This is a genomic window from Nonomuraea sp. NPDC054003 (assembly GCF_055585125.1).
This window is the reverse complement of sequence record NZ_JBVJKR010000002.1, coordinates 637,866-661,738: the sequence shown is the minus strand read 5'-3', so window position 1 is coordinate 661,738 and position 23,873 is coordinate 637,866. Positions and strand designations below refer to the sequence as shown.

The 23,873-nt window shown below is 72.9% G+C and carries 21 protein-coding genes; 11 read left to right on the top strand and 10 right to left on the bottom strand.

All coding sequences use genetic code 11. The features are described 5' to 3' along the window. Positions 1-108: 108 nt before the first annotated feature. The 5 genes from ACZ6YG_RS07260 to ACZ6YG_RS07240 all read left to right on the top strand — a co-directional run bounded on the left by ACZ6YG_RS07260 (position 109) and on the right by ACZ6YG_RS07240 (position 3,967). Complete coding sequence (locus tag ACZ6YG_RS07260; protein WP_466017434.1) at positions 109-1,287, top strand: cytochrome P450; 1,179 nt, start codon at positions 109-111, stop codon at positions 1,285-1,287. Then, on the top strand, positions 1,284-1,472 hold the full coding sequence (locus tag ACZ6YG_RS07255) for a ferredoxin (RefSeq protein ID WP_148032417.1): 189 nt from the start codon (positions 1,284-1,286) through the stop codon (positions 1,470-1,472). The genes ACZ6YG_RS07260 and ACZ6YG_RS07255 overlap by 4 nt, the downstream gene beginning before the upstream one ends. Further along, positions 1,469-2,569 carry an NAD(P)/FAD-dependent oxidoreductase gene (locus ACZ6YG_RS07250; protein ID WP_466017433.1) on the top strand — a complete coding sequence of 367 codons (1,101 nt, stop codon included), beginning with the start codon at positions 1,469-1,471 and terminating at the stop codon, positions 2,567-2,569. Before ACZ6YG_RS07255 ends, ACZ6YG_RS07250 begins: the two co-directional genes overlap by 4 nt. Before the next feature lie 12 nt (positions 2,570-2,581). Beyond that, on the top strand, positions 2,582-3,502 hold the full coding sequence (locus tag ACZ6YG_RS07245; RefSeq protein ID WP_466017432.1) for a LysR family transcriptional regulator: 921 nt from the start codon (positions 2,582-2,584) through the stop codon (positions 3,500-3,502). 69 nt (positions 3,503-3,571) lie between these two features. Further along, positions 3,572-3,967, top strand: a complete 396-nt coding sequence (locus tag ACZ6YG_RS07240) for a RidA family protein (protein ID WP_271280169.1) — start codon at positions 3,572-3,574, stop codon at positions 3,965-3,967. Here the strand turns inward: ACZ6YG_RS07240 and ACZ6YG_RS07235 are convergent. The 4 genes from ACZ6YG_RS07235 to ACZ6YG_RS07220 form a co-directional block, all read right to left on the bottom strand. Beyond that, positions 3,964-4,956, bottom strand: coding sequence for an ArsR/SmtB family transcription factor (locus ACZ6YG_RS07235; RefSeq protein ID WP_466017431.1), 993 nt, complete (start codon positions 4,954-4,956; stop codon positions 3,964-3,966). The genes ACZ6YG_RS07240 and ACZ6YG_RS07235 overlap by 4 nt on opposite strands. Before the next feature lie 193 nt (positions 4,957-5,149). Then, positions 5,150-6,217 (bottom strand): ABC transporter substrate-binding protein, encoded by a 1,068-nt coding sequence (locus ACZ6YG_RS07230; protein WP_466017430.1) that lies wholly within the window; start codon positions 6,215-6,217, stop codon positions 5,150-5,152. Continuing rightward, positions 6,214-6,747, bottom strand: a complete 534-nt coding sequence (locus tag ACZ6YG_RS07225; RefSeq protein WP_466017429.1) for a SigE family RNA polymerase sigma factor — start codon at positions 6,745-6,747, stop codon at positions 6,214-6,216. Before ACZ6YG_RS07225 ends, ACZ6YG_RS07230 begins: the two co-directional genes overlap by 4 nt. Before the next feature lie 77 nt (positions 6,748-6,824). Beyond that, positions 6,825-7,733 carry a LysR family transcriptional regulator gene (locus ACZ6YG_RS07220; protein WP_466017428.1) on the bottom strand — a complete coding sequence of 303 codons (909 nt, stop codon included), beginning with the start codon at positions 7,731-7,733 and terminating at the stop codon, positions 6,825-6,827. 85 nt (positions 7,734-7,818) lie between these two features. On the opposite strand from ACZ6YG_RS07220, the gene ACZ6YG_RS07215 reads away from it, so the two are divergent. The 5 genes from ACZ6YG_RS07215 (at position 7,819) to ACZ6YG_RS07195 (ending at position 14,378) form a co-directional block, all read left to right on the top strand. After that, a complete protein-coding gene (locus tag ACZ6YG_RS07215; RefSeq protein WP_148032425.1) occupies positions 7,819-8,679 on the top strand; it encodes an FAD binding domain-containing protein in 861 nt (286 codons plus the stop codon). Position 8,680: 1 nt separating this feature from the next. Beyond that, on the top strand, positions 8,681-9,148 hold the full coding sequence (locus ACZ6YG_RS07210) for a (2Fe-2S)-binding protein (protein ID WP_148032426.1): 468 nt from the start codon (positions 8,681-8,683) through the stop codon (positions 9,146-9,148). Further along, positions 9,145-11,493 (top strand): aerobic carbon-monoxide dehydrogenase large subunit, encoded by a 2,349-nt coding sequence (locus tag ACZ6YG_RS07205; protein WP_148032427.1) that lies wholly within the window; start codon positions 9,145-9,147, stop codon positions 11,491-11,493. The genes ACZ6YG_RS07210 and ACZ6YG_RS07205 overlap by 4 nt, the downstream gene beginning before the upstream one ends. After that, positions 11,490-12,266 (top strand): XdhC family protein, encoded by a 777-nt coding sequence (locus ACZ6YG_RS07200; protein ID WP_219544565.1) that lies wholly within the window; start codon positions 11,490-11,492, stop codon positions 12,264-12,266. Before ACZ6YG_RS07205 ends, ACZ6YG_RS07200 begins: the two co-directional genes overlap by 4 nt. Positions 12,267-12,383: 117 nt before the next feature. Further along, positions 12,384-14,378 (top strand): serine/threonine-protein kinase, encoded by a 1,995-nt coding sequence (locus ACZ6YG_RS07195; RefSeq protein ID WP_466017427.1) that lies wholly within the window; start codon positions 12,384-12,386, stop codon positions 14,376-14,378. 29 nt (positions 14,379-14,407) lie between these two features. Here the strand turns inward: ACZ6YG_RS07195 and ACZ6YG_RS07190 are convergent, their stop codons facing one another. The 3 genes from ACZ6YG_RS07190 to ACZ6YG_RS07180 all read right to left on the bottom strand — a co-directional run bounded on the left by ACZ6YG_RS07190 (position 14,408) and on the right by ACZ6YG_RS07180 (position 18,401). Next, positions 14,408-15,286, bottom strand: a complete 879-nt coding sequence (locus tag ACZ6YG_RS07190; protein WP_466017426.1) for a carbohydrate kinase family protein — start codon at positions 15,284-15,286, stop codon at positions 14,408-14,410. A 362-nt stretch (positions 15,287-15,648) separates the two neighbouring features. Further along, on the bottom strand, positions 15,649-16,674 hold the full coding sequence (locus ACZ6YG_RS07185) for a LacI family DNA-binding transcriptional regulator (RefSeq protein ID WP_271279752.1): 1,026 nt from the start codon (positions 16,672-16,674) through the stop codon (positions 15,649-15,651). A gap of 257 nt (positions 16,675-16,931) precedes the next feature. Continuing rightward, positions 16,932-18,401 (bottom strand): glycoside hydrolase family 13 protein, encoded by a 1,470-nt coding sequence (locus ACZ6YG_RS07180; protein WP_466017425.1) that lies wholly within the window; start codon positions 18,399-18,401, stop codon positions 16,932-16,934. A gap of 229 nt (positions 18,402-18,630) precedes the next feature. On the opposite strand from ACZ6YG_RS07180, the gene ACZ6YG_RS07175 reads away from it, so the two are divergent. Continuing rightward, positions 18,631-19,914 carry an ABC transporter ATP-binding protein gene (locus ACZ6YG_RS07175; RefSeq protein WP_271279751.1) on the top strand — a complete coding sequence of 428 codons (1,284 nt, stop codon included), beginning with the start codon at positions 18,631-18,633 and terminating at the stop codon, positions 19,912-19,914. Between the two features lie 84 nt (positions 19,915-19,998). Here the strand turns inward: ACZ6YG_RS07175 and ACZ6YG_RS07170 are convergent, their stop codons facing one another. From ACZ6YG_RS07170 to ACZ6YG_RS07160, 3 genes are all read right to left on the bottom strand, one after another. Beyond that, complete coding sequence (locus tag ACZ6YG_RS07170; protein ID WP_466017424.1) at positions 19,999-21,183, bottom strand: type 1 glutamine amidotransferase family protein; 1,185 nt, start codon at positions 21,181-21,183, stop codon at positions 19,999-20,001. A gap of 487 nt (positions 21,184-21,670) precedes the next feature. Further along, positions 21,671-22,888, bottom strand: coding sequence for an acyltransferase family protein (locus ACZ6YG_RS07165; RefSeq protein ID WP_261808638.1), 1,218 nt, complete (start codon positions 22,886-22,888; stop codon positions 21,671-21,673). 249 nt (positions 22,889-23,137) lie between these two features. Beyond that, the gene (locus ACZ6YG_RS07160; RefSeq protein WP_187281236.1) at positions 23,138-23,740 is read right to left on the bottom strand and encodes an ACT domain-containing protein; all 603 of its coding nucleotides are present in this window, start codon (positions 23,738-23,740) and stop codon (positions 23,138-23,140) included. Positions 23,741-23,873 lie beyond the last annotated feature (133 nt).

Below are 23,873 nucleotides of genomic sequence, written 5' to 3'. Positions count from 1 at the left end.
CGCATTCGCCATGCATCATATTCATGTCCGTCCATACAGAACATGCGTTTGCCTGATGTGACGCCGATCGCTTCACTGGGTTACGCGATGACCGACCCGAGGTGAACGATGACCGACTCCGCCCCCGTCTCCGATCTCGACCTGTTCGACGACACGGTGCTCGTCGACCCCTACCCCTCCTACGCGGCGCTGCGCGACCTGGGAGGCGTCGTCCGCCTTCCGGCGAACGACGTGTACGCGCTCACGAGGTACGACGTGATCCGCAACGCCCTGGGCGACTGGGAGAGCTTCTCCTCCGCCGGGGCCATCGGCTTCAACCCGATGGTCAACGAGGCGCTGACCGGCACGTCCCTGTCCTCGGACCCGCCGGTGCACACCCAGTTGCGGGCGACCTTGACCGCCAACCTGTCGCCGCGGGCGCTGCGCGGGCTCAAGGCCGGCATCGACGCCAAGGCCGACGCGCTGGTCGGGGAGCTGGTCGACCGGGGCTCGTTCGAGGCCATCGACGCGCTGGCCCGCGCGTTCCCGCTGGAGGTCGTCGCGGATCTCATCGGGTTCACCGGTCACGTCCGCGACAACATGCTGCGCTGGGGACAGGCGGCGATGCAGGTGATCGGGCCGATGAACCGGCGCACCGCGGAGAGCTTCCCCATCGCGGGCGAGCTGTACGGCTGGTGCTCGGGCGTGACCGCCGAGGATCTGGCGCCCGGCTCGGTGGGGCGGGGGATCTTCGAGGCCGAGGCGCGCGGCGACATCCCGCCGGACACGGCCGGCCACATCATCCACCAGTATCTCGGCGCCGGCGTCGACACGACGATCGCCGCCATCGGGAACGTCGTCGCGCTCTTCGCCGCGCACCCCGGCCAGCTCGCGCTGGTGCGGGAGAACCCGTCGCTGGTGCCGGCCGCGCTGAACGAGGTGCTCCGCTACTGGGCACCGCTGCACGCCTGGGGGCGTCGTACGACCCGGGACGTGGAGATCGACGGCGTCGTGGTCCCGGCGGGGGCGCAGGTGGCGATCCTGTTCGGGGCCGGCAACCGGGACCCGCGCCACTACGAGAACCCCGACGCGTTCCTGGTCGAGCGGAACCCGGCCGACCACCTGTCGTTCGGCTACGGCCCGCACGGCTGCGCCGGCCAGGGGCTGGCCCGGCTGGAGGCGCACGCGGTCATCGAGGCCCTGGCGCGCCGCGTGCGGCGGCTCGTCGTCGGCCCCGAGGTCCGGGTGCCGAGCAACGTCACCCGGAGCATCGAGGAGCTCCCCGTCCTGGAGGTGGTCCCGGTATGAAGATCGTCCTCGACCGTCCCCGCTGTGAAGGACACGGCCTGTGCGAGGAGGCCGCGCCGGAGCTGATGCACCTCGACGACGACGGCGAGCTCGTCCTCGACCGCGAGGAGATCGGCGACGCCGAGGTCCCGCTGGCCAACGCCGCCGTCCGGGTCTGCCCGGTGGCGGCCCTGCGGCTCGCGTGAGTACGCGGATCAGGCGGGTCGTCGTCGTCGGCAACGGCGTCGCCGGGCTCACCGCGGCCGACTCGCTGCGCGCGAGCGGGTTCGACGGGGAGCTGACCGTCGTCGGTGACGAGCCGCACGCCGCCTACAGCCGTCCGGCGCTGTCGAAGGCGCTCCTGCTCGACGGAGGCGGAACGGCCCACGAGCTCCCGCCGGCCACGCACGGGGCGACCGAGCTTCTCGGGGTCCGGGCTCGCGGGCTCGACCTGGAGCGCCGGCTCGTCACCCTCGGCGACGGCACCGAGCTGCCGTACGACCGGCTCGTGATCGCCACCGGGGCCCGCGCGCGGCGGCTGTCCGGCCTGCCCGAGGAGCACACGCTGCGTGGCCTGGACGACGCGCTGGCCCTGCGCGACCGGCTGGCCGCGAGCCCGTCCGTGGTCGTGGCCGGCGGCGGCCCGCTCGGCATGGAGATCGCCTCGGCGTGCCTGGCCGCGGGGTGCGAGGTCACGCTCGTCTCCCAGGGGGTGCCGCTGATCGGGCACCTGGGACCGTACCTGGCCGGGGTCTTCGGCGAGGCCGCGCGGGAGCGTGGGCTCACCGTCGTGGAGACCGGCGCCGCGCGGGTCGAGCGGGGCGGGGGCGGCGTGCGCGTCGTCCTGGACGACGGCGCGGTCGTCGAGGCCGAGCTGCTGGTGTCTGCCGCCGGTGACGTCCCCAACACGGAGTGGCTCGCGGGCACGGGCCTCGCCGCGGGCGGGGTCGTCCGGGTCGACGCGCGCGGGCTGGCCCGCCCCGGCGTCGCGGCGGTCGGCGACCTGGCGGCGTTCCCGACACCGTACGGGCCGCGCCGCGTCCCGCTGTGGAACAGCGCGATCGAGCAGGCGAAGGTGGCCGCGGCCGCCCTCGTGCGCGGGGACGGGGCGCCGCCGCTGCGGTTCCAGCCGTACTTCTGGACCGAGCAGTTCGGGCTCAGCCTCAAGGCGGTGGGCTATCTCCCGGTGGACGGGGAGCCGGAGCACCTGGAGCCGGGCCTGATGCGCTGGTCCCGCGCCGGTGTGGCCGTGGCGCTGAACCACCGGATCCCGATCCCGCGGCTGCGCCGGGCCGCCGCGTAGAGTTTCCTCACGATGAGCGGCGAGGGTGCGGACACCACGGTTTCGGGGCTGGATCGGCTGGCGTCGGTCAACCTCAACCTGCTGGTGCCCCTCCTGGCGATGCTGGAGGAGCGCTCGGTGACCAGGGCCGCCGAGCGCGTCGGGCTCTCCCAGTCGGCGATGAGCCACGCCCTGGGCCGCATGCGACGCCTGCTCGGCGACGACCTGCTCGTCCGGCAGGGCAACGCCGTCACGCTGACCCCGCGCGCCGTGCAGTTGATCGCCCCGTTGCGGGCGACGCTCCAGCAGGCCGCGGACCTGGTCAGCCTGCCCGTCTTCGACCCGGCGACCGATCGCCGGGTCATCACCGTCGCGATGACCACCAGCACGGCCTTCGTCCTCGGCGCGCGGCTGGGGCGGCTGGTGGCGGAGCGGGCGCCGCACGCGACGCTGCGCCTGCGCACGATCACCGTGCCGGCCGAGTCGGCCTTCACCGAGCACGGCGTGCACGTCGTGCTGATCTCCGAGGCGTTCGCGTCGCCGCACCCGCGCGAGCGCCTGTACGACGACCGCATCGTGGTGGTGGCCTCGGCGGACACGCCGCCGGAGGTGAGCGCGCTCGACCTGCTGACCACGCAGCCGCACGTCGTCGTGGACGCGGAGCGGCGGGTCTTCCCGTATCCGGTGCTCGACGAGCAGGGCGTCCCCTACCGGGTCGGGCTGCGGGTCTCCGACTTCCTGCTCGTCCCGTACCTGGTCGGACGGGCGGGCGGGGTCGCCCTGCTGCGCCACCGGGTCGCCGCGGAGATGCGGGCGCTCGTCGGCCTGCGGATCGAGGAGTTCCCGTTCCCGATCCCCGGGCTGGGCATCGACATGGTCTGGAACCCGCATCTGGGTGACCACCCCTTCATGGCCTGGCTGCGTCAGCTCCTGTTCGACGCCGCCCGGCCCTGACCGGGTCTCGATTAGACGGATCGGCGAAGGGTTTGCGGCCCGCGCGGGCGGGTTCCTAGGGTCACCGCCATGGACGATCTTCTGGTACGGCCCGTCGATCCCGCGTCGTTGCCGGCGGCGACGGGCGACTACACGCACGGCACCGTGGTGACCGGTGCCCGGCGCACCCTGTTCGTCAGCGGCCAGGTCCCCTGGGGCGGGCCGGGCCCGCTGCCGGAGGACTTCGACTCCCAGTGCCGGCTGACGTGGCGCAACGTGCTCGCCGTGCTGGCCGAGGCCGGCATGGGGGTGCGCAACCTCGCCAAGGTCACGACGTACCTCTCCGACCGCCGGTATCGCGAGGCCAACAGCCGCATCCGCCAGGAGGTGCTCGGCGACCACCGGCCCGCCCTCACCATCGTCATCACCGGCATCTACGCCGAGGAATGGCTGCTGGAGATCGAGGCGATCGCCGTCGAGGGCTAGCCGGCGTTCAGGTCCAGCAGGTCCCAGCCCAGCGGGGTCAGCTCGTGCCGGGCCGTGCGCGCCACCCGGGTGGTGACGACCAGCCCGGCGCGCCGCAGGTTGGCCACGTGCGCCGAGGCGGTCGCCGGCGTGACGCCCAGCGCCGAGGCGAGGTCGGCGGTGCCGCGGCCGGAACCGCGGGCGAGAGCCCGCAGGACGGCCGCCCGGCGCTCGCCGACCGCGCCCGCCAGGCGTCCGTCCGGCCAGTCGCGTCCCCCGCTGTCGCGCCAGAACGCCCCGGCGGTGCGCGCCGGGTAGAAGAGCATCGGCTGCTGCCGGTCGTTGAGCTGCCGGTGCACCCCGTCGGTCAGGAACATGCTCGGCACCAGGACCAGCCCCCGGCCGCCGAGGGCGTAGTCGGGCGCGACCGGCCCGGCGAACTCCAGGTACGGGTGTTCCCAGCGCACGTGGGGAGGGCAGAGCGTGGCGAGCATGGCCTCCACCCCGTGCCGCGCCGCGAGCCGGGCACGATAGGCCACGTCCGCCGCGAGCTGGGCGCGCAGCCGCGGCCAGTCGGCGGCCAGCACCGCCCGGTGGAACGCCGCGAACGCGTCCCGCAGCGCTCGCCGGGCCCGGGTGGGCTGGCGCAGCAGCGTGCCGACGACCGGCGGGACGGTATCCAGCACCCCGGCGAACGCGGCGGTGTCCTGCAGCACCGGCGCGGCCGGGTCGTCGAGTGCCGCGTGAAGCTCGTCCTCGAACGTCATCGGGCCGGCGGCGGGCTGCGGCGTCAGGAAGTCGGGCAGATGCCTGGGGTGCGCCGAGCACAGGGCCACCACCGGCCGGGCCGCCGCGGGCAGCGCCGCCCGGCCGGCGTGCCGCCAGGCGGCCAGGCCGGGCGGCGGCTGCGGCAGTCCGAGGCCGCGCGCCGCCTTCAGCGTCTCCTGGAAGGGCATGATGGCGAACCGGACACGTCCGAGATCCGAGTCGGAGAACACCAGGCGCGGCATGCGCCCGAGGCTAGCCGCACCCAGCGCCTGTCGATCACGCGTCTGATGGCGGGCTCAAGTGAGCGGACCACGAGGCCCGCCCGGGGCGGCCTGTTCGGCCATCCCGCGGTACGACAGTCGACGGGGCTCTGTTCGCATCGGGCGACCACCCACCCTCCTGTACGACGCGGCACGGGCTGGGTCTCAGGCCGGATCAGCCGCCGACCGCACCGCCGAGATCCACCGGGCGTTCCGTGAACCCGAGGGCGTGGGTCAGGTCGGCGACCCGCTTGAGCTCCGTCATGTCGAGTTCGGCCGGATAGGAGCCGAACGTCATGGCGGCCGCCTCCTCGGGGGAGGTTTTCGTGTAGGTCGGCACCACCTCACGCACCTGCCGGGGATCGCTCGCGATCAGGTGCCGCGCCTTGGCCAGCGCGCGCTGGAAAGCCGCCAGCGTGCGCGGGTGCTTCCGGACCCACTCGGCGGTGGCCGCCAGGCCGGCGGTGTGCAGGTCCGCGAACTCCCGGGGGATCGCGTCCGTCAGGATCCGCGAGCGCTCGCGGCCCACGGTGACGAACGGCTCTGCCAGCAGGGCGGCGTCGAACTGCCCGCTGTTCAGCGCGTGGAGCATCTCGGGATAGGGCTTCTCGACCATCACGACGTCCCGCGGCTTCAGCCCGGCCCGCTTCAGCGCGGCCGTCACCGTCAGCTGCCCGAGGCCCCCGAGGTTCGGGATCGCGATCTGCTTGCGCTTCAGGTCGCGCACTGTCCTGATCCTCGACTTGGCGCTCACGACGATCGCGAGGTCTCCCGGCGAGGACCGGTACAGGCCGGCGACGATCCTGAAGTCCTTGCCCTTCTCGTTCGCCCGGAAGAGGGTGGCGTAGTCGGTGTACGCCAGGTCCAGCGCGCCGACTTCGACCTGCGGCGTCGCGGCCCCCGCGCCGGTGACGACCACCGGCTGCACCGTGAGGCCCTCCTCCTGGAAGTAGCCCTCGGACTGGGCCACGAACACGGGCGCCGACTCCACGGTCGGCACCGTCCCGACCTTGATGACCGGCAGCTCCGGCGGGGCGGACGGGCGGGCGGCGGCGCGCGGCTCACCGGGCAGCGCCCGCACCGCGACGGTGACCGCGATCATGGTGACGACGACCACCGCGGCGGCGGCGAACGCCATGACGTTGCGCCGCCTGCGCTGATGGACGGCGATCGCCCGGGCGGCCAGGTCGCGCTCCGGCATGTCGTCCGCGATGCGGCCGAGCTGTTCTCCGAGCCAGGTCATCGGCGTGCCCCCTCACTTCGGGCCGGGTCCTCCAGAACGGGCAGTCTGGGCGCCAGTTCCGGCGCGAGCGCGCGCAGGCGGGCCAGGGCGTGGTGCGCCTGGCTCTTCACGGTGCCGACGGAGCATCCCAGCAGGTCGGCGACGTCACGTTCGGTACGGTCCTCGTAGAAGCGCAGGACGAGCACGGCGCGCTGCTTGGGCGTCAGCCGCATGAGCGCCTGGCGCAGGACGATCCGCAGGACGGCGGAGTCCTCGCAGGAGTAGGCGCGCTCGGGCGGCTCGGCGCTCGGCACCTCGCCGGAACCGCGCCGCCGTCGCCACGAGATGTACTGGTTCACCATGATCCTGCGCGCGTAGGCGTCGAGGTTGTCGATGTGGCGTAACTTCGGCCACCGCCCGATCATACGGACCAGCACGCTCTGCCGGAGGTCCTCCGCGAGGTGGACCTCTCCGGTGAGCAGGTAGGCCAGGCGCATCAACGGGCGTTGGTGAGCATCCACGAACGCCCGGAAACCGGCATCGCGATCCAACGTCTCTCCTCAGGTCGATACCCCCCAGACGCCGTGGCCGCCGTGGAAGGTTGGCACTTCTGAGGAGGGAGTGACGGTCAGCTCCAGATCGACACGTGCACCGGGGGGCGGAAGCGGGCTCGGGGGATGCCCTCGTCCGGGGAGCGCATCACCTGGGTGGCCGCCGGGGTCGTGAGGAAGTCCAGGAAGGCGTCCGCCGAGGCCGATCGGGTGCCGGGTTCCAGGACGGTCGCGTACCAGGAGACCGGCATGGGGGTGGCCGCCGTCTCCACGGCCACCAGTTCCCCGCGCCGGACCTGGGACGCCACCAGGTGCGCGACGGCGGGGGCGACGCCGGCGCCCTCCGCCGCCGCCTTCCAGGCCGCCGTCTGGTTGGCGAAGACGCGTACGTGCGACTCCGGTACGCGCAGCAGCCGCAGCAGCCGGCCGCTGTCGCCGGCCGGGTCGGTGCCGGAGGGACCGACGAGCCAGTGGTCGCGGTGGCCGTGCGGGGCGGCGACGGCGACGAGGCGGCAGCGCAGGACCGGCCGGCTGACCAGTCCGGGGCCGGTCAGCTGCGGTCCGACGGCGACGTCGGCGAGGCGGCTGGTGAGCAGCAGCGGCATCTCGGCGGTGGCGGCGACGCCGGTGCTGGCGTCCATGGATTTGCGCTGGTTGAACAGGCAGACCAGCGGCCCTGCGACGTGCTCGGCGAGTACGCCGTCCATGACCACGTGCAGCCGGGCCGGGCCGCCGGGCTGGACGGCGGCGACGGCCTCGGCGCCGAGTGCGACGATCTGGGAGGCGATGCCGAGCAGGCGGCGGCCGCCCTCGGTGAGCACCATGCCGCCGGCGGAGCGGGTGAGCAGGGGGTCGCCGAGGTGGCGGCGGAGCTGCGCCAGCGATTGCGACACGGCGGGCTCGCTGATGCCGAGCGCGCGGGCGGCGGCCTTGACGGAACCGAGGCGGGCCACGAAGACGAATGCGCCGAGCTGGCTCAGGGTCACCCTTTCTTCATAGATTCCCGGCACGGATTAAGGAATCCCTTATTTCTGGATTGTCCAGCCGAAAGGGTGACAGCACTGTGCAGGCATGCAAGTTCCCGCGACGTTCGCGTACGAAAGAGCGGGCAGCGTCCCGCACGCGTTAGAGCTGCTGGACAGGTACGGCCCCGACGCCCGGGTCGTGGCCGGCGGCCACAGCCTGATCCCGATGATGAAACTGCGCCTGGCCCAGCCCGAGGCGCTGATCGACATCAACGGCCTGTCCGAGCTGGCCCAGCTCTCGGTGGAGGACGGCGAGCTGGTCATCGGCTCGATGGTGCGCCACGCCGAGCTCCTGGCCGGCGCGGTCGCCACCGGCCCGTACCCGATCTTCGAGGACGCCGAACGGGTGATCGCCGACCCGATCGTCCGCAACCGGGGCACGGTGGGCGGCTCGCTCTGCCAGGGCGACCCGTCGGAGGACCTGGCGGCGGTGTTCGCGGCGCTCCGCGCCACCGCGGTCATCCAGGGCCCGGCGGGTGTCCGGAAGGTCCCGGTCAGGGAGTTCCATGAGGGACCGTACGAGACCGCCGTCGGCGACGGGGAGCTGCTGCTCGCGCTCCGGGTGCCGATCCTGGACGGGGCGGGGAGCGCGTACGAGAAGGTGGAGCGGCGCGTCGGCGACTGGCCGGTGGCGGCGGCCGGGGCGGTGCTCCAGCTGGACGGCGGGGTGATCGCGCGGGCCGGGATCGGGCTCACGGCGGTGGGCGCCGAGCACTTCTGCGCGCCCGAGGCGGAGGCGCACCTGATCGGGAAGCCGCCGGGCGCGGAGGTGTTCGCGGAGGCGGGCCGGATCGCCGCCGAGCACTGCGAACCCCACTCCGACCAGCGCGGACCCGCCGACTACAAGCGCCACCTGGCCGCCGAGCTGACCCGGCGGGCACTGGCCAGGGCTGTGGAGAGGATCTGACATGCGGATCACGGTGACGGTGAACGGGCAGCCGTACGAGCGCGACGTGGAGCCGCGGCTGCTGCTGACCCACTTCCTGCGCGACGAGCTGGACCTGACGGGCACGCACTGGGGCTGCGACACCTCCAACTGCGGGGTGTGCACGGTCCAGCTCGACGGGGTGCCGGTCAAGTCGTGCACGGTGCTGGCGGTGATGGCCGACGGCCACGAGGTGACGACTGTCGAGGGGCTGGAGAAGGACGGCGAGCTGGACGCGGTGCAGAAGGGGTTCGTGGAGTGCCACGGCCTGCAGTGCGGGTTCTGCACGCCGGGGATGCTGCTGACGGCGCGGTGGCTGCTGGACAACAAGCCCGACCCGGACGAGGGCGAGATCCGCGAGGCGATCTCCGGCCAGCTCTGCCGGTGCACCGGTTACGAGAACATCGTCCGGTCCATCCGCTGGGCGGCAGAGGCGGAGGCCAAGTCATGAGCTTCGGACGCATGCACCGCAAGGAGGACGCCCGCTTCATCCGGGGCCGCGGCAATTACGTCGACGACGTCAAGCTGCCCGGCATGCTGCACGGCGCGATCCTGCGCAGCCCTTACGCGCACGCGCGGATCGTGTCGATCGACACCTCGGCGGCCGAGGCGCACCCCAAGGTCAAGGCCGTCGTCACCGGCGCCACCCTGGCCGGGCTGAACCTGGCCTGGATGCCCACCCTGTCCAACGACGTGCAGGCGGTGCTCGCCACGGACAAGGTGCGCTTCCAGGGGCAGGAGGTCGCGTTCGTGGTGGCCGAGGACCGCTACGCGGCGCGCGACGCGCTGGAGCTGATCGAGGTCGAGTACGAGCCCCTGGACGCGGTCATCGACGCCAGGACCGCGCTCGACGCCGGCGCCCCGGTGATCAGGGACGACCTGGAGGGCAAGGCCGACAACCACATCTTCGACTGGCAGGCGGGCGACAGGGCCAGGACGGACGAGCTGTTCGAGCGGGCCGAGGTGACGGTCGCGCAGGACATGCTCTACCCGCGCGTGCACCCGGCGCCGCTGGAGACGTGCGGCGCGCTCGCCGACTTCGACAAGGTGACCGGCAAGCTGACCGTGTGGTGCCCGACGCAGGCGCCGCACGCGCACCGGACGCTGTACGCGATGGTGGCGGGCCTGCCCGAGCACAAGATCAGGGTGATCTCGCCGGACATCGGCGGCGGGTTCGGCAACAAGGTCGGGATCTACCCCGGGTACGTGTGCGCGATCGTCGGCTCGATCGTCACCGGCCGCCCGGTCAAGTGGATGGAGGACCGCTCGGAGAACCTGATGAGCACCTCCTTCGCCCGCGACTACCACATGCACGGCGAGATCGCCGCCGACCGGGACGGCCGGATCAAGGCGATCCGGGTGAAGGTGCTGGCCGACCACGGGGCGTTCAACGGCACGGCCCAGCCGACGAAGTTCCCCGCCGGGTTCTTCCACGTCTTCACCGGCTCGTACGACCTCGAAGCCGCCCACTGCGAGGTCACCGGCGTCTACACGAACAAGGCGCCAGGAGGCGTCGCGTACGCGTGCTCGTTCCGCATCACCGAGGCCGTCTACCTGGTGGAGCGCCTGATGGACGTGCTGGCGGCCGAGCTGGGCGTGGACCCGGCCGAGCTGCGCATGCGCAACCTGCTCAAGCCCGACCAGTTCCCCTACACCTCACCCACCGGCTGGGAGTACGACTCGGGCGACTACCCCAAGACGCTGAGGCTGGCGCTGGACATGGCCGGCTACGACGAGCTCCGCGCCGAGCAGGCCGCCAAGCGGGCCAGGGGCGAGCTGATGGGCATCGGCATCAGCTTCTTCACCGAGGCGGTCGGCGCCGGGCCGCGCAAGCACATGGACATCCTCGGCCTCGGCATGGCCGACGGCGCCGAGCTGCGCGTGCACCCGACGGGCAAGGCGGTGCTGCGGGTGTCGTGCCAGTCGCAGGGCCAGGGGCACGAGACCACGTTCGCCCAGATCGTCGGCAACGAGCTGGGCATCCCGGCCGACGACGTGGAGGTGGTGCACGGCGACACCGACCAGACGCCGTTCGGTCTCGGCACGTACGGGTCGCGCTCGACGCCGGTGTCGGGCGCGGCGACCGCGGTGGTGGCCAGGAAGGTGCGCGACCGGGCCAAGCTGGTGGCCGCGGCCATGCTGGAGGCCAGCCCGGACGACCTGGAGTGGCAGGACGGCAAGTGGTCGGTGGTCGGCGACCCGTCGACCGCCAAGTCGCTCGCGGAGATCGCGCTGGCCGCGCACTCGAACCTGGAGCTGCCCGAGGGCGTCGAAGGGCACCTGGACGCGGTGACCGTCTACAACCCGCCGAACCTCACCTACCCGTTCGGCGCCTACATCTGCGTGGTCGACGTCGACCCGGGCACCGGGCAGGTGAAGGTGCGCCGGTTCGTGGCGGTGGACGACTGCGGGGTGCGCATCAACCCCATGATCGTCGAAGGGCAGGTGCACGGCGGCCTGGCCGACGGGGTCGGCATGGCGCTCATGCAGGTGATGGCGTTCGACGAGGACGGCAACCACCTGGGCGCCTCCTTCATGGACTACCTGCTGCCCACGTCCATGGAGTGCCCGTCGTGGGAGCTGGGCGAGACGGTCAGCCCGTCGCCGTTCCACCCGATCGGGGCCAAGGGCGTCGGCGAGTCGGCCACCGTCGGCTCCCCCGCCGCCGTGGTCAACGCCGTGGTGGACGCGCTCGCGCCGTACGGGATCCGGCACGCGGACATGCCGCTGACCCCGGCGAACGTGTGGCGGACCATCGACGGGCGGCCGTTCAGGACGGATCTGGCCATCTCATGAGCGAGTTCATCGGCATGCCGGCGCCCCGCCGCCGTGATCGGACGGGCGGGGCGCCGGCCCCGCCGCGTGACGTGCGGGAGCGGGCCGCCGAGCTGCGGTCGGGGCGGGAGCCGTACGTGCTGGCCACGGTCGTGCGCGCGCAGCGGCCGACCAGCGCGAAGGCCGGCGACCGGGCGCTGGTGCTGGCCGACGGGACCGTGGAGGGGTTCGTCGGCGGGCACTGCGCGCTCGACACGGTACGGGCCCAGGGGCTGCGGCTGCTGGAGCCGAGGCGCACCGGGCACTCGACGCTGCTGCGCATCACGCCCGAGGAGGGCGAGCCGCGCGAGGAGGAGGGGCTGGTCGCCGTCGGCCAGCCGTGCCTGTCCGGCGGCACGCTGGAGATCTTCCTGGAGGCCGTGCTGCCGCCGGTGCTCGTGCACGTGTACGGTGACGGGCCGATCGCGCGGGCGTTCGCCGAGGTCGGGCGGGCGCTCGGCTACCAGGTGGAGGCGTCGGCCGACCCGTGGGCCGCGATCGCCGCCGACACCACCGCGGTGCTGGTGGCCTCGCACGGCGTGTCCGAGGAACCGGTGCTGCGGGCCGCGCTGGCGGCCGGCGTCCCGTACGTGGGTCTCATCGCCAGCCGCAGGCGGGGAGCAGGCGTGCTGGCAGGGGTGGACGGCGGCGACCGGGTGCGCGTGCCGGCCGGGCTGGACATCGGCGCGCGGACGCCGGGAGAGGTGGCGGTGTCGGTCCACGCGGAGATCATCCAGCTCGGCGTCCGGTCCTAGCTCCCGGCCAGCGGGCAGGCCCTTACTCCGTTAGAGTCTGGGGTGCACAAAGGCATGCCGGGCGGAGGAAACGGTCGGTTGAGTCGACGGGATGACGACGGCGAGAGGACAGCGACGTTGGGGCAGCAGGGCCGCTCCGCTGGCACTCCGCTGACGCCAGAGGACCCGCCCGCGATCGGGCCGTACGAGCTGGCCGGCCGGCTCGGGTCCGGTGGCATGGGCACCGTCTATCTGGCGAAGGGGCCGGACGGCGCGACGGTGGCGCTCAAGGCGATCCGGCGTGACTTCACCGCCGACCCCGTCTACCGGGCGCGCTTCCACGAGGAGGTGTCGAACGCGCGCAAGGTCGCGTCGTTCTGCACGGCCCGGGTGCTCGACCACGGTGAGCACGACGGGGTGCTCTACCTCGTCACCGAGTTCATCGACGGCGTCTCGCTGGAGGACCACCTCATCGAGCACGGCCGGCTGTCGCCGTCGATGCTCCACTCCGCGGCCGTGGGGGTGGCCGCGGCGCTGACCGCCATCCACGCGACCGGGCTGGTCCACCGCGACCTCAAGCCGGCCAACGTGATGCTGACGCTGGCCGGGCCGCGGGTGATCGACTTCGGGCTGGCCAGGTCCACGCACGTCAGCTCGCGTCACACGAACGCCGGCATGGTGATGGGCACGCCGGGGTGGATCGCTCCCGAGCAGGTCTTCGAGGGCCGCACCAGCCCGGCGGGCGACGTGTTCGCGTGGGGGTCGCTGATCGCGTACGCGGGGCTGGGCGGGCATCCGTTCGGCGAGGGCGACGCCTACGTCATGGCGGCCAGGGCCCGCACCGCCCCGCCCGACCTGCGCGGGCTGCCCGCGCCGCTCGACCGGCTGGTGGCCGCGGCCATCCATCCCGACCCGGCGCGGCGGCCGACGGCCAAGCAGCTGCTGCTGGAGCTGGTGAGCGCCACCGACGAGCCGACGGCCCAGCTCGCGGCCTCCCGCCATCTCACGGACTCCTGGAACCCCGCGGAGTTCCCCCCGCTGGCCCACCGTCCCGGCGCGCACCCTCACCCGGGCCCGCGTGCCCCGCACCAGGGCGGCAGGGCGGAGCCGCACCCCGAGACCTCCGGCCGTTTCGCCCGCCCCGAGCCCGGCGCGCCCCACCAGCCCCTGCCGGGCGCCCCCAGCGGCCCCCCGCCCGCCGACACCTCCGGCCGCTTCCCCATGCCGGCTCCCGACGCGTCCCGTCAACCGGCTCCCGCAGGCCCCGCCCCGAGAACCACCGAAGCCCCACCCCCAGCCGAAACCCCCGGAAACATCCCGGGCGCGCACCAGGCACCGCCTGCCGAGACGTCCGGGCACTTCCCAGGCTCGGGGCAGGGCGCGCACCAGGCGCCGCCCGCCGAAGCACCCGGACACTTCCCAGGCTCCGGGCCGGGCGGGCATCAGGCGCCGCCTGCCGAGACGTCCGGGAACGTGCCGCGGCCGGGGCCGGGCGGGCCGCATCAAGGGCCGCGCCCCACCGTTCCGCCTGCCGAGACGTCGGGGAACTTCCGGCGCTCCGGGCCCGGGGGGCCGTACCAGGCGCCGCCTGCCGAGACGTCCGGGAACGTGCCGCGGCCGGGGCCGGGTGGGCCGCATCAGGGGCCGCGCCCCGCCGTGCCGCCTGCGGAGACGTCGGGGAACGTGCCGAGGTCCGGGGGGCGTGGGCCGCGTCAGGGGCCGCCCGGCGAGACGGGGACCTTCCAGGGGCCGCGGCAGGCGGCGCCCATGGCGCCCGCCGAGACGTCCGGGCGTTTCCCGCGGCCGGGGCGTCAGGCGCCGCAGTTGGGTCCGCATCAGACCGGGCAGGGCCCGCTGCCCCGCCGTGGCCCGCTGCCGCCGGGCGCCCGGCCCGCCAAGCCGGGCCGGAACCTGTTCACCGGCTGCCTGGCCGCCGTGGTGATCATGCTGGTGCTGCTCGCGCTGCTGGTCGCCGTGCTGGTGTGGATGTCCCGCGGCCCGTCGGCGGGCGAGGCGGGCAACCCGGTGCAGGACGGCAAGCTGACCTTAACCGTCAGCGACACCGAGTGCGCCGAGCCGCCCTCGTCCGGGATGCCGCCCGCCTGCCGCGTAGCACTCGACCGAGTCAGGTGATCGGCGGACGCTAAGGTCTCGACCGAGGCTCAGGTGTCTGCTGAGGCGCGAGCCAGGAGGACGGGCTCGGTGATCGGGGACTCGTGGGTGCCCGGCACCGTGCAGGCGTGCGCCCCGGCGACCGCCCCCAGCGTCACGCACCGCTCCAGCGGCAGCCCGTTGAGCGTCCCGTACAGGAAGCCGGAGACGAACGCGTCCCCCGCGCCGTTGCTGTCGGCGACCGGTGCCGGCAGCGGGGCGGCGGGGAAGGCGCGCACCTCGCCGCCGCGCGTCAGGACGAGGCAGCCGCCGGCACCGCGGGTGCAGACGACGGTGCGGGCACGCCCGCGGGCCAGGATGCCGCGCATCGCCGCCACCGGGTCCTCCAGCGCGGTGGCTGACAGGAACACCAGGTCGGAGCGGTACGCGAAGTCCCGGTGGAAGTCGTCGGCCCCGTCCCAGTCGTGCAGGTCGGTGGAGACGGGCACGCCGCCGAGGTCATCGAAGACGTCGCGGCAGATGTCGGAGAGCGACACGTGCACGTGACGGGCCTGGACGCCGGCGTAGAGCGCGCGGGGCAGGCGCTCGCCGGGGGTGGCCTTGGCGTCGAAGAACGACGTGCGGCGGCCGTCGGGGGCGACCAGCAGGACGCTGCGCCGGGTGCCCCCGGCGGCGGTGCCCCACGCGCAGGCGACGTGGCGCAGCGCGTCACGGACGAGCGCGCCCTGCGGATCGTCACCGATCAGGTCGGCGAAGGCGACGTCCATCCCGAGGGCCGCGCACCCGAGGCTCACCCCTGACCCGGTGTTCCCGATCCGATCGACCACGGGCGGCACCGGGTAGGTGTCACGGTAGGGCAGCGGCAGCTCCGGCACGTAAACGGTGGTGTCGACCCCCGCCCCACCCAGCACGAGCACGTCACACGTCACAGTCCCGCCCTCCTCCTCGCACGCGCACTTACGGCGGGCACAGCGGGCCGTAAGGCACGCATGACGGCGCCCGGCCCGAGGGGTTTCCCAAAAAGCCCTTGCCTGCCCCGACGACGGTCCGCGGCCACCCGAAGCGGCACCCAGCCGGAAGTTCCCCGAAGAATCACCCGAAAAGACCCTCAAATGCCCCGGCGGCTGTCCCCCGGCCGGAGATTGCCAGAACCATCACCCGCAAAACCCTCAACTCCCCTGACGGCGAGCTCCTGGACACCAGGAGCGGCACCCTCCGGAAGCATCACCCGAAACCGACAGCGAGCCACCGGACACAAGGAGCGGCACCCGGCCAGGGGTTGCCAGAACCATCACCGGTTGACCAGCGGGCCGGAGCCTGTGGAGCCGCGGACCACCAGCTCGGGCTGGAAGATGAGCTCGACGTGCTTGGCGGACGCGCCGCCGACCTCTTCGAGGAGGGTCTGCACGGCGGCCGTGGCCATCGGGCCGATCGGTTTGCGCACGGTGGTCAGCGGCGGGTCGGTGAAGGCGATGAGCGGCGAGTCGTCGAAGCCGACCACCGACACCTCGCCCGGCACGGTGAGCCCGCGCTGGCGGCAGGCGCGGATCGCGCCCAGCGCCATCAGGTCGCTGGCGCACACGATGCCGGTGCAGCCGCGGTCGAGGAGCTGCGTGGCGGCGGCCTGGCCGCCCTCGACGGAGAACAGCGAGTGGGTGATGAGGTCGTCCACGTCGTCGGCGCCGAGGAGCACCCTCATGGCCTCGCGGAAGCCTTCGATCTTGCGGATGACGGGGACGAACCGGCGCGGCCCGAGCGCCAGCCCGATGCGCTCGTGGCCGAGGTCGGCCAGGTGACGGACGGCGAGGCGGGCGGCCATGCGGTCGTCGGCCGAGATGAACGGGGCGTCGATGTGCTCGTTGTAGCCGTCGACCAGCACGATCGGCAGGCCGCGGTCGGTGAGCCGGGTGTAGCGGTCCATGCGGGCGGTGGTGTCGGCGTGTAACCCTGACACGAACACGATGCCGCTCACCCCGCGGTCGACCAGCAGTTCGGTGAACTCGTCCTCGGGGGCGCCGCCGGGCAGCTGCGTGCAGAGCACGGGCGTGTAGCCGTGCTGGGTCAGCGCCTTCTCGATGGCCTGCGCGAACGCCGGGAAGATCGGATTGTCGAGCTCGGGGGTGACCAGCCCGATGAGGCCGTTGCTGCGCTGGCGCAGCCGGGGCGGCCGCTCGTAGCCCATGAGGTCGAGCGCGGTCATGACCGCCTGGCGGGTCGTCGCCGAGACGCCCGGCTTGCCGTTGAGCACGCGGCTGACCGTGGCCTCGCTCACCCCGGCCTGGGCCGCGATGTCGGCAAGGCGGGCGGGTCCGTTCATCAGAAACCTCCGAGTAAGCCCCCGCCTTCAGGCGAGGGAGGAATCGGACCCTTGCGGAGCATCACAAGAGGCAGGCGATTCACGGTCCGGCACATCGTCTCATATCGAACAGCAGTGCGAACCGGCCTCGATCGTCCGGCAGACGGTCCGAGGCGCTCGCCGACGGGCCGGCGGAGCGCCGGAAGGCCTGTGGAGCCGGTGTGGGACCTCAACGAGAATCCTCTCGCGCGGGCGACGGGCCGTGAAGCGGGAACCCGTCAGGCCGGATGCCTCATTCTCCACCAGGCCGCCGAATCGGGCGCGCCGGGCTCGTCCGAGGCCAGCAGGAGGTCGCCGTCGACGGCGAAGCCGACCGGTGACCCGGTCAGGTTGACGGTGCACAGCAGGTCGCCCCGCGACAGCACGAGGGTCCCCTCGGGAGAGTCGTGCCAGGTCAGGTCGCCGTCGAAGGAGCGGCGCAGCCGGAGCGCCTCCCGGTAGAGCTCCAGGGTGGAGCCGGGCACGCCCTGCTGGGCCTCCACGCTGAGCCCGGCCCACGCGGCGGGGATGGGCAGCCACGGCTCACGCCAGCCGAGGTCGCGCGTCCAGGGCAGCGGCACCCGGCAGCCGTCGCGGCCGCTGTCGGGGTCGCGCAGCCGCTGCGGGTCGCGCAGGACCTCCTCCGGCAGGTCGAGCACCTCCGGCAGGCCCAGCTCGTCGCCCTGGTAGATGTAGGCGGAGCCGGGCAGGGCGAGCGTGAGCAGGGCGGCGGCGCGGGCCCTGGCCAGGCTGCCGTAGCGGGTGACGTGACGCTTGACGTCGTGGTTGGACAGCACCCAGGTGGTCGGCGCGCCGACCGAGGCGGCGGTGGCGAGCGAGCTGTCGATCACCTCGCGCAGCGCCCGAGCCTCCCAGGGGGCGAACAGGTAGTGGAAGTTGAACGCCTGGTGCAGCTCGTCCGGCCGCACGTAGAGGGCCAGGCGCTCGGGGGTGGGCGCCCAGGCCTCGGCCACGCCGATCCGCTCCCCCGGGTACGAGTCGAGGATGCGCCGCCACGACCGGTGGATCTCGTGCACGCCGTCATTGTCGAAGTACGGCACCACGTCGTTGCCGATGAGCCGGGTCTGCCCGGAGTGACCGATGTCGGGCAGGCCGGCCGGTTTGACCATGCCGTGCGCCACGTCGATCCGGAAGCCGTCGACGCCCAGGTCGAGCCAGAAGCGCAGGATCGACTCGAACTCGGCCCGCACCTCGGGATGCTCCCAGTTGAGGTCGGGCTGGGAGGGGTCGAACAGGTGGAGGTACCACTGGCCGTCGGCGACCTGGGTCCAGGCCGGGCCGCCGAAGATGGACTCCCAGTCGTTGGGCCGGTCGCGGAAGACGTAGCGGTCGCGGTTGGCCCCGCGCAGCGCCTCCTGGAACCAGGGGTGCTGGTCGGAGGTGTGGTTGGGCACGATGTCGACGATCACCCGCAGGCCGAGCCCGTGCGACTCGTCGATCAGCGCCTTGGCGTCGCCGAGCGTGCCGAAGAGCGGGTCTACGTCGCGGTAGTCGGCGACGTCGTAGCCGAAGTCGGCCATCGGCGAGGGGTAGAAGGGCGTCAGCCAGATCGCGTCCACGCCGAGCGCGGCGAGGTAGGGCAGGCGATCACGGACGCCTATCAGGTCGCCGACCCCGTCGCCGTCGCCGTCGGCGAAACTACGCACGTACACCTGGTAGATCGCGGCGTCCCGCCACCACGTCGCCATAAGCCACCCCCTGAGTCCCGACCATTGAAAGACCTTACCGCAAGTTTTCGCAAGCCCTTCCAAGTAACACATTTCGGAAATAACGGCGTAAGGCACCCCAAAACTCTCGACCGAAACCAGGTATCAGCAGAACTTTTATGTCAAGGGTGGACATGCAGTGTTAATGCGCGATGTACTACCTCTTCAATCCGTCCCCGTCACAGGTGACACGCGCGCAAGGTGTGGGCCCATGAGCTCAGTCGTTCTCGACAACGTGACCAAGGTGTATCCAGGTGATTACCTGGCGGTCGACAAGCTGAGCCTTAGGGCCGAGGACGGCGAGTTCCTCGTCCTCCTCGGCCCGTCCGGTTGCGGCAAGTCCACACTGCTGCGCATGATCGCCGGCCTTGAGGACATCACCGAGGGCGAGCTCTGGCTCGACGGCCAGCTCGCCAACCACGTGGCCCCCCGCGACCGCGACGTGGCCATGGTGTTCCAGAGCGGCGCGCTCTACCCGCACCGGACCGTGCGCGGCAACATCGCCTTCCCCCTGGAGATCGCCAAGGCGGATCCGCAGATGGTGCGCGACCGCGTCACCGAGTTGTCCAAGGCCCTGCACATCGACGAGACCCTGGAGCGGCGGCCGGGAACGCTCTCCGGCGGCCAGCGCCAGCGGGTGGCCATGGGCCGCGCGATCGTCAGGCAGCCCAAGCTGTTCCTGATGGACGAGCCGCTGTCGAACCTGGACGCGGGGATGCGGACCGAGTTGCGCATGGAGATCTCCGCGCTGGTCAGGTCGCTCGGCATCACCACCATCTACGTGACGCACGACCAGGTGGAGGCGCTGACGCTGGCCGACCGCATCGCGATCCTGAACCGCGGCGTGCTGCAGGACGTCGGCACTCCGGCCCAGATTTACAACGATCCAGCGACCGCCTTCGTCGCCGCGTTCCTCAACTCCCAGCAGCTCAACCTGCTCTCGGCCAATGTGCACACGCCGCAGAACCAGTTCGTCCTGCTGGACTTCGGCCCGCACCGGCTGTCCATCCCGTGGAGCGACCCGCGCGCGTACGCGATCTCGCAGCACACCGGCGGGCAGGTGCTGGTCGGCATGCGGCCGGACGGGCTGGCGCCGGTGCCGGAGTCGTACGACGGACCGGCCTTCTACGGGCGGGTGCGCACGCTGGAGTATCACGGCCACGAGTGGATGGCCTACATCGAGTGCGGGGTGCCGGCCGTGCCGGTGCCCGAGCCGCCGGACCCGCGCGAGGGGCGCAACGGCCATCACGCCGCCTCGGGCGGGATCGGCGCGCTGATGCGGCGCATGTTCCCGCAGCGGGAGGAGGAGCCGCAGGAACAGGAGCAGGTCGGCCAGAACGTCGGCAACGGCGTGCACCGCCGCGCCGACCTGACGGTCCGGCTGGGCAACCGCCCGGTGTGGCGTACGGGCGACGCGGCCAAGGTGGGCGTGGACATGAGCCGGTTGATGATCTTCACCCCCGACGGCGCCCGCATCGACAAGCCGCGCCGCTAGCCACCGCACGTCGCCGCCTCCCTCGCCGGAGCCCTCGCAGACAGGTACGCGCCCGCGCGCCCCGGGGTTCGATCCCGCGATGGCTCACCGAGGGCGCGGCGGGGGCACGACCGACCAGCGCGGGCCGTCGGGGGTGTCTTCCACCAGCACGCCGCCCTCCAGCAGGGCCTCGCGCAGCGCGTCGGCCACCTCGTAGCGGCCCTGGGCGCGCAGCTCGCCGCGGAGCGCCAGGAGCGGGCCCATGACGGTGTGGACGCCCGCCGTGGCCGCCTGCTCGCCGAGCCGGGCGATCAGCAGCCGCATCAGCTCTCTGGCCTGGTCGACGCCGCCCGCGTCTTCCTCGGTGTCGGCCGCCCAGGAGACGATCCCGGCCTCCAGCTCCAGCACCGCGCGGGCGGCCGCTGCCAGGTCGGGCGCGGCCACCGCCGCGGCGAAGGCGCGCTCGGCGGCACTCATGGTCTCCTCCAGCGTCACCCCGGCCTGCCGGACCGCCGGCGGCGGGGCCGGGACGGGCGCGCCGGCGCCGCCCTCGGCGAGGCGGCGCAGCTCGGCGAGCCCGGTGCGGGTGCCCGCGGGCAGCACGGTGACCGAGCCGGGCAGCCGGACCGTGACGCCGCCGCGGCCCGCCACCTCGACGGCCTCCGTCTCCAGGTCGATGACGAGCGCGGTGTGCTCGTCGACGCCGAGCACGGCGGTGCCCGGCGGCAGCTCGCGCTCCATCCGCGACAGCCGCCGCTCCCCCAGGTAGCAGTAGCGGGTGTCGTGGGTGCCGCCCTCGGCGTTGTCGAAGTGGGGGATCAGCACGGCGTGCAGCCCGAGCGGCTCCAGCAGGTCGATGCCCTCGCGCCAGCAGGGCTCGGCGCCGACCTTGTAGATCTCGTACACCGGCACCGTCGCCAGGCCGGCCGTGCAGGCGGCGGCGGAGGCGAGCACGGTCACCCCGGACCGCGCCCGCACCCTGGCCCGCAGGTCGCCGGCCACGCCGGAGTGGGTCCAGCGGTCGAGCGCGTAGGTGGGGCTGCCCGGCCCGGAGAACACCCAGTCGGCCCCGGCGACGCCGGGTGCCACCTCGACGTCCAGGCCGACACTGCGGGCGAAGTAGCGGCGGGCGCGCGCGGAGATGTCGGCCGCGTTCTCCTGGAACGCGTACGGCGTGTCGAGCAGCACGGCCCGCGCCCCCGGCCGCAGCCGGCGCGCGGCGGCGCGGTGCACCTCCACCATGGTCGGGCTCGTCTCTCCCGATCCCATCAGCACGAGCAAGCCGGGCATGGGCCCTCCCCCTTCCGTCGTCCGCCTCCCGACCACTACCGCAAGAGAGGCGACACACATGCGGGATTTACGTTATTGCGTATGATTGGCAGTAAGCTGCGGACGGTGACGGGAAGACACGTGGTCTGGGTCGAGACGCTCATGCTAAGGGCGGACGCCGACAGTTCGTGGGCTTACCGGCGCGCCGAGACGCGTCCGGAGCCCGGCGAGAGCCCCGACGAGGCCGCGCGCCGCGCCTGCGGGATCTCCGCCGGCGACCCGCTCACCGTCGTCCACTCCACGAGCTGGCGCCACCTGCCGGGCGGCGAGATCGTGCTCACCTACGCGGTGTGCCCCGACCCCGCGCCGTGGCTGCCCGCCGTCGCGCTGCCCCGGCTGGAGCTCGCCATGGGCGCGGCTCCCGCCCGGCCCTCGCCGGAGCGGGTGGAGGTGGCCCACGTGGCCGCGCACGCGGTCCGCCACCTGGCGTTCCTGATGACGGAGGACCCTATCGTGCGGCGGACGTTGCTGAGGCATCCTCTGCTGGCCCCCGCGCTGGAACGGTGGACGACCTCGACCGCGCGATCCGCCGGCCCAGCTCCTGCATGGGCCGCTCCACGAAGCGGTACGTGAACGCGCTCACCAGCACCACCATCGTCAGCGCCAGCGCCGTCATGGCGAGCTGGTAGGGCAGCGGCTCCGCCCGGAGGTCGCCGGACACCCAGGTGAAGTACCTCAGCAGCGGGTGGTGCACCAGATAGAGCGAGTAGCTGACGAGCCCCAGCCAGACGAGCACCCGGGGCACCCGCCGCCCGCGCAGCGCCATACCCGCCGCGAACGTGGCGGCCACGAGCACGATCGTGGTGATCCAGATGTCGGGCTGGACCCACCACCACCCGGCCATGATCGCCCAGAACGGCACGCAGGCGACCGCCACGAGCGTGACCGCCACCGGCCACAACCGGCCCTCGCCCCGCTCCCAGCGGTAGATCGCGGTGCCGGCGAACATCAGCGCCAGCACCGCCACCCCCACCCATGGCACCCGGCTGCCCAGCACCAGCAGCGTCAGCGCCATCACGCCCAGCACGGCCGCGGCCGTCCGGCGGAACCGCCCGGTGATCAGGCAGACGAGGCCGGTCACGAACACCGCGCACGACACGTACGCGACCCAGCCGCCGGTCAGCACCCCCCGCGTCATCAGCACCCCGGTCGCCACCGCCCCGGCCGCGAACAGCATCGCCAGCAGCCCGCTGCGGTGGTGCAGCCGGACCATGAACAGGGCCGTGACCATCAGGTAGAACACCATCTCGTACGAGAGCGTCCACATGGTGTCGGCGACCCCGGCCACGTCCACGACGTCGAGCAGCATGGTGGCGTGGCCGGCGACCGACGCCCAGTCGCGCTCGACCGCCTCGCGGACCGGCACCCACCAGTGGAGCGCGACCACCAGCAGGCCGACGGCCAGGAAGAGCGGGTAGAGGCGGAACACGCGGCTGAGCCAGAACGTGCGCACGTCGCCGTGCCGCTCCAGCGACGCCGGGATGATGTAGCCGCTGACCAGGAAGAACACGAAGATCCCGTACACGCCGAGATGGAACCACTGCGGGCGCACGGAAGGCAGGAACCACGGGGTCATGTGCTCGGCGACCACGGCCAGCGCGCCGATGCCACGCAGCGCGTCCAGCCACGCCAGGCGTGGCTGGGCCGGAGCGGAGGCTTCTGACACCCGCCCAAACCTACCCGTACCCATAGGAGAAATGCTCGGCGATCAACAACAACCCCGAAATCTTCTCCCTAAAGCCACAGTCTTCCCATCCCGGACGAACTACCGGGTCCGCCTCAGCGGTGGGTGGACGAAAAGGCGGGGTGGTCGGTGGCGGAGGACCGTCCGACTTCCGGATCCGCGTCAGCGGTGGGTGGACGGTGCCGGAGGGCCGTCCGGAGCGTGTGGACGGGCCCGCGGGCGTACGGGCGGTCAGACGCGGGCGGCCAGGGCGGAGACGACGTCCACGATGCGCACGGCCCGTTCCAGCTCGGCGCGGTGGAACCCGGGCCCGTCGGCCCGGGCCACGAGCAGGTGCAGCTGGTACGCGGTCATGGGCAGCAGCATGAGCCGCACCTTCTCGCCGTCCAGCGTGGCGGCGCGCGGCGGCGGCTCGGGCAGGTCGACGAGTTCGGGCGCGGCGATGGAGCTGTGCACCACCGAGCCGCCGGCGTAGGCCACCGACCATTCCGCGCCGCACAGGCCAGGCAGCGCGTCCACCAGCGTGGCGAGGCCGCGCGACGGCTCGGCGGCCACGTGCATGAGCAGGTCGTAGTCGGGCGCGGAGCCGGGGACCTCGCGGGTCGGCCACACGCCCTCCACCCGCACGCCTGGCACGGCGGAGAACCGCTCCCGCACCTCGTCCGCGCCCGCCGGGCCCGGCCAGGACACCACGAAGTCGTCCACCGCCCTGCCCATCTCACGTTCGAGCACGGTGACCTGGAGGATGTCGGCGCCCAGCGTGCCCAGCACCTTGGCGACCTGGCCGAGCCCTCCCGGCCGGTCGGCTAGCGACACCCTCAGTCGCAGCAGCATTGCCCCTCCCCTTTTCCGAGGCTTTCACAGTGCCGCGGAGAGGTTTCCGGCATGTTCCACGGATATGTCACGCTTGCTGCGCTTAATCCCAGCATGCAGCTTCCATACCGGTTCACGCCGCCAAGAACCGGGC

What these genes read in the sequence shown, in the direction of transcription:
- ACZ6YG_RS07260 (WP_466017434.1), top strand. Translation starts at nt 109, where the DNA reads ATGACCGACTCCGCCCCCGTCTCCGATCTCGACCTGTTCGACGACACG.
- ACZ6YG_RS07255 (WP_148032417.1), top strand. Translation starts at nt 1,284, where the DNA reads ATGAAGATCGTCCTCGACCGTCCCCGCTGTGAAGGACACGGCCTGTGC.
- ACZ6YG_RS07245 (WP_466017432.1), top strand. Translation starts at nt 2,582, where the DNA reads ATGAGCGGCGAGGGTGCGGACACCACGGTTTCGGGGCTGGATCGGCTG.
- ACZ6YG_RS07240 (WP_271280169.1), top strand. Translation starts at nt 3,572, where the DNA reads ATGGACGATCTTCTGGTACGGCCCGTCGATCCCGCGTCGTTGCCGGCG.
- ACZ6YG_RS07235 (WP_466017431.1), bottom strand. Translation starts at nt 4,956, where the DNA reads ATGCCGCGCCTGGTGTTCTCCGACTCGGATCTCGGACGTGTCCGGTTC.
- ACZ6YG_RS07230 (WP_466017430.1), bottom strand. Translation starts at nt 6,217, where the DNA reads ATGACCTGGCTCGGAGAACAGCTCGGCCGCATCGCGGACGACATGCCG.
- ACZ6YG_RS07215 (WP_148032425.1), top strand. Translation starts at nt 7,819, where the DNA reads ATGCAAGTTCCCGCGACGTTCGCGTACGAAAGAGCGGGCAGCGTCCCG.
- ACZ6YG_RS07210 (WP_148032426.1), top strand. Translation starts at nt 8,681, where the DNA reads ATGCGGATCACGGTGACGGTGAACGGGCAGCCGTACGAGCGCGACGTG.
- ACZ6YG_RS07205 (WP_148032427.1), top strand. Translation starts at nt 9,145, where the DNA reads ATGAGCTTCGGACGCATGCACCGCAAGGAGGACGCCCGCTTCATCCGG.
- ACZ6YG_RS07200 (WP_219544565.1), top strand. Translation starts at nt 11,490, where the DNA reads ATGAGCGAGTTCATCGGCATGCCGGCGCCCCGCCGCCGTGATCGGACG.
- ACZ6YG_RS07185 (WP_271279752.1), bottom strand. Translation starts at nt 16,674, where the DNA reads ATGAACGGACCCGCCCGCCTTGCCGACATCGCGGCCCAGGCCGGGGTG.
- ACZ6YG_RS07180 (WP_466017425.1), bottom strand. Translation starts at nt 18,401, where the DNA reads ATGGCGACGTGGTGGCGGGACGCCGCGATCTACCAGGTGTACGTGCGT.
- ACZ6YG_RS07175 (WP_271279751.1), top strand. Translation starts at nt 18,631, where the DNA reads ATGAGCTCAGTCGTTCTCGACAACGTGACCAAGGTGTATCCAGGTGAT.
- ACZ6YG_RS07170 (WP_466017424.1), bottom strand. Translation starts at nt 21,183, where the DNA reads ATGCCCGGCTTGCTCGTGCTGATGGGATCGGGAGAGACGAGCCCGACC.
- ACZ6YG_RS07160 (WP_187281236.1), bottom strand. Translation starts at nt 23,740, where the DNA reads ATGCTGCTGCGACTGAGGGTGTCGCTAGCCGACCGGCCGGGAGGGCTC.